The sequence below is a fragment of the Agarivorans sp. genome, from assembly GCF_050295395.1.
In the GTDB taxonomy this organism is placed as follows: Bacteria; Pseudomonadota; Gammaproteobacteria; order Enterobacterales; family Celerinatantimonadaceae; genus Agarivorans.
The window spans coordinates 1-4,180 of sequence record NZ_JBNKPP010000144.1 but is presented as its reverse complement, the minus strand read 5'-3'; the positions used below and the strand labels follow the sequence as shown (position 1 = coordinate 4,180).

Below are 4,180 nucleotides of genomic sequence, written 5' to 3'. Positions count from 1 at the left end.
GCAAGTCTATGGTGGAATGGCGTTGCAAGGTTTATTGCCTATCTCTGCACTTATTGATACTGGTTATACCGCAGCCGATGTAGCTGAAGCTGCCTTTGGCAGCAGCCAAGCCAGTTTTGCGGCAGCGAAGTACTATTTATCTGGGATAAAAGTTCCTTATTACATTTCTGATTTAGATGCGCCAGACCCAACGGGGGCAGATATTAACCGTTGGGCTCAGGCTAGAACCGATAGTCCTATCGCAATTTTACAACTGTTACAAAGTAACGCCGATTTTGCCGATCAAACCAGTGCCACTAGCTTCTGGGCGCAGGCCGGTGCTCGCGGTTTTGATGTTGCTACCTTTGGTGGTCTTGTAGCCGGTGGGCAAACCACCCAAGCCGCGCAGATGTTGGCTCAAGCCGACTTGGCGGGTTTAACTTATGTTGAAGATGGCGAGACTAAAGAGGTTGACCCTCATCGCCATCTAACGGCGTATAACCCGATCCCTGAGCAACGTAGTGAAGCTGAGCTCGAATTAGATGTGTATTTGCCCGACGAAACATTAACCGGCAAAACTATGCCTGCTGACGGGTGGCCCGTGGTGATCTTCCAACATGGAATTTCTTCGGTGAAAGAAACCGCCGCATTAATAGCCGCTAGCTATGCAGCGCAAGGTTATGCGGTTGTGGCAATGGACTTACCTTATCACGGTACCCGAGGGCTGGATTTAAACGGCGATGGTCAAGCTGATATTAGCGCCAATACCAATGCAGAAGTGTTTGCCAACCTAGGTAGCTTTTTAAGCATCCGTAGTAATATGCGTCAATCAAGTGCTGATATTTTAGCTTTGCGAGCTGCCCTACAAGCGGCTACCGCGCCAGCTGAGCTCGATGGTAGCAAGGTGCATTTTGTTGGTCAGTCCCTGGGTTCCATTGTGGGGGTGGCTCCAGCCAGCTTAGCTAAAACTGTGACCATTGCGGGTACGGGCATGGAAGTGGATTATGGTCTGCAAAGCGCATCCTTTAGTGTACCTGGTGGTGGCGCAGCGGGGGTTTTCCAAAATTCCGCCAGCTTTGGCCCCTTAGTGGAACAAAACCTCAAAGCTAACCCCGGTTATTTAGGCTTAGTGGCGGCAGGTCTAGGTTTTGAAGACAACGAAACTGCCACCGCCTTAGAGCAATTTGTGACTTACCAAACACAATACCCAGAGGCGGCGCAATTACTTATTGATGCTAACTACCCAGCCTTTGCCAGAGTATTTGGCAGCTTGGCACAAACAGTGGTTGATGGCGCCGATCCGCTAAACTACGCTCAAGCAGGCTTCGATGTGCCAGTATTGGTGCATGAAGTGGTTGGGGATGGCTCCGCTGGCAGCGACGACCAAGTGATCCCGAATCAAGTTACCGGCCTTCCTTTGGTGGGCACTGAAGCATTGATCCGCAGCATGGGTTTAAGCGGAACTGAAGTGACCTCGGTGGGCAGCTACGTCGTGCGTTTCAGTCAAGGTGTGCATAGCTCGTTGATTTCACCAAGTGCTAGTTTAGCCAGTACCGTAGAAATGCAAACTCAGTTTGTTAGCTATGCGGTGAGTGCCGATGCCGGTAGTCCAACAGTGGTGGTTACCGATAGCTCGGTAATTGCACCCGCGCAATAGTCTAAATCATAAGCAAAGATAAAGGCCTGCTAGATGCAGGCCTTTTTTGTTACTTGGTAAGCGCAATCAGCTGTGGTACTAATAGCAGCTTAAAAACATGAGGGTAGAGTTTTGGATTTTTTGATTGAATTTGGATTATTTTTCGCGAAGGCCTTAACCATTGTGGTGGCTATTGTCGCGGTAGTGGTGGTGATTATCGCGGCCTCTTCAAAAACAAAGCATAAAAGTGGTGAATTGGAGCTAGTTGATTTAAGCGAGCAACATAAAGAAGTAGAAGAAAAGCTCAACCACAAGCTGATGAATAAAGAGCAGGAAAAGCAGCACAAAAAGCAGTTAAAGGCTCAACAAAAACAACAGAAAAAACAGGCCGAAGAGCCTAAGCCACGTTTGTTTGTGATTGATTTTAAAGGCAGCCTCGATGCCAAAGAAGTGGCTAGCCTACGTGAAGAAGTGAGTGCAGTACTTAGCACGGCAAATCCTGAGGATGAGGTGCTAGTGCGTCTTGAAAGCGGCGGTGGTATGGTTCATGGCTACGGCTTGGCGGCTTCACAACTAAAACGAATTAAAGCCAAGGGTATAAAGTTGACCATTGCGGTGGATAAAGTAGCTGCCAGTGGTGGTTACATGATGGCTTGTATTGCCGATAAGATTATTGCTGCTCCTTTTGCGATTGTAGGGTCTATTGGGGTTATTGCTCAGCTACCTAACTTTAATAAAGTGCTGAAGAAACATGATATCGAATTCGAGCAAATCACCGCTGGTGAATTTAAGCGTACCCTGACCATGTTTGGTGAAAATACCGAGCAAGCGCGCAGCAAGTTTAAAACTGAGATTGAAGAAACCCACGGTTTGTTTAAAGACTTTGTGCAAGAGTTTCGCCCGCAACTCGATATTGCCAAAGTGGCCACCGGTGAACACTGGTTTGGTACCCAAGCCTTCGGCTTAAAGCTAGTGGATGAAGTAAGCACTAGCGATGACTACCTGATGGAGCAATATCAAAGCAAACATGTGGTACAGCTTAAATATCACACTAAGAAAAAGTTAGCTGAAAAGCTTAGCCAAGCAGCTAGCCTAGGTGTAGAACGCGGCGTGATGAAGTTAGTACAATCTCAATCGTGGGATTGGACCAAATAAGTTACAGTCAAACACTCAAAAGCCTGATATTTATCAGGCTTTTTTTGTACTTAAGCGTTGGTGATCAAGCTTGCTGGAAAGGGTACACCGAACCTAAATGCAGAATCTGGCTTAACTCATCGAGGGCGGTATTTACCTCGGTAATTAATTGTGGATCTCGCAGATCATCAAATACCAAACTATCGCGATAATGTTTATCTACCCATTGATTCAGGGTACTGAAGAGCTGAGGTGTCATTAGAGTATGCTGGTTAACCGCGGCTAACTCCATATCATTCAGTGCTACGCGTAGGCGTAAACAAGCAGGCCCCCCCCCATTACTCATGCTTTGTTTTACATCGAAATAGTGTACCTGCTTAATCGGCGTATTACGCTTGACCAACTGTTTGAGATAAGCACTGACTTGGGCCGATTCTTGGCAATTGGTGGGGGCGATTATGGCCATGTCACCGTTGTCTAGCGTGACAATTTGGGTATTAAATAAATAGCTTTTCACCGCCTCGGCAACACTCACTTCTTCATCACTAACTTCGATGAAATGTAGCTCGTGCTCACCAAAGGCCTGCTGAATATTTGCCAGTTGTTGTTGGCTATTTAAAAAAGCTTGCTGATGGAAGAACAATACATTTTGGTTGCCGACAGCAATCACGTCGTTATGAAATACGCCTTGGTCAATCACCGCAGGGTTTTGCTGAATAAACAGCGCGGTGTCTTGATCAAGGCCGTGCAAGCGCGCTACCGCTTGGCTTGCCTCTAAGGTTTGTCGGGCTGGAAACTTCATCGGGGCCGGCGCTTTGGCATTGGCCGCCGTGCGCCCATAAACAAATAGTTCAAGGCCGGCTTCCCCATAGTTGCGACAAAGGCGAGTATGATTAGCTGCGCCTTCATCACCATAGTAATCGTTTTCTGGTAGGTGTTGATGGTGCTGAAAATACTTACTGTCGGCAAATACCGCTTTAAGAATATTGCCGGTAACCTGTGGCTCGATAGAGCGGTGTAGTTTATTGGTTAAGTTAGCCGGAGTGAAATGCACCTTGCCATTTTCGGTGTCTGCGCTGGGTGATACCGTGGCCGCGTTGGCGGTCCACATACTTGAGGCGGAATAGCTGGCCAATAGTGCATCGGGCGCTTGCTTCGCGGCTTTTTGTAATATTTGCGCGTCATTGCCATGAAAACCGATACGGCGCAGCAAATTTAAATCTGGTCTTTGTTGCGGCGCGAGTACGCCCTGCATCAGCCCCAAGTCGGAAAGCGCCTTCATTTTTAGTAGGCCTTGCTTTGCCGCTTCTTTGGGGTTGGAAGCACTTTGGGCGTTAGATAATGAAGCCACATTACCAAACGACAGTCCGGCATAATTATGGGTTGGGCCTACTAAGCCATCGAAGTTGACTTCAAAATGTTTCATAGTCT

At 47.7% G+C, this 4,180-nt stretch carries 3 protein-coding genes; 2 read left to right on the top strand and 1 reads right to left on the bottom strand.

Features of this window, described 5'->3' with window-relative positions; translation table 11 throughout:
• Positions 1-1,636, top strand: a 1,636-nt coding sequence (locus ACQY6Q_RS08455; protein ID WP_427980163.1) for an alpha/beta fold hydrolase, incomplete at its 5' end; no start/stop codon positions are given.
• 111 nt (positions 1,637-1,747) lie between these two features.
• Positions 1,748-2,770, top strand: coding sequence for a protease SohB (gene sohB, locus ACQY6Q_RS08450; protein WP_427980161.1), 1,023 nt, complete (start codon positions 1,748-1,750; stop codon positions 2,768-2,770).
• 64 nt (positions 2,771-2,834) lie between these two features.
• Here sohB and astB read toward each other — a convergent pair whose 3' ends face one another.
• Positions 2,835-4,175: an N-succinylarginine dihydrolase gene (astB, locus tag ACQY6Q_RS08445; RefSeq protein WP_427980165.1), complete on the bottom strand. Its 1,341-nt coding sequence runs from the start codon at positions 4,173-4,175 to the stop codon at positions 2,835-2,837.
• Between the last annotated feature and the right edge of the window lie 5 nt (positions 4,176-4,180).